The following is a 241-nucleotide window of genomic DNA, read 5'->3' as shown; positions in this document are numbered from 1 at the left end:
TTTTTGCTTTTGATAACTTTTGAATATTAATAAGGGTAAAAATAATCATTGTAACGATGACAAAAATGACGTTCAATACGTGACTTAAACAAATCAAAGAAATGCCAAGTGTTAACATCTTATATTTACCGGTACTTATCCAGTGAAATAGTCCAGTAAATGCTAATGGTAGAAAAATGAGGCTAAAACTAATTCCGATATCGCCCATATAAAAGTTATAGTTAACGATGAGCCCTGACAT

1 pseudogene is annotated in these 241 nt (G+C 30.7%); it reads right to left on the bottom strand.

The features are described 5' to 3' along the window. A pseudogene (locus HMPREF0519_RS14150) lies at positions 1-241 on the bottom strand (hypothetical protein); the annotation flags it as partial.

Origin of the sequence: Lentilactobacillus hilgardii DSM 20176 = ATCC 8290, assembly GCF_000159315.1 — a bacterium.
Lineage (GTDB): Bacteria > Bacillota > Bacilli > Lactobacillales > Lactobacillaceae > Lentilactobacillus > Lentilactobacillus hilgardii.
This window is presented reverse-complemented; position numbering and strand designations above follow the sequence as displayed.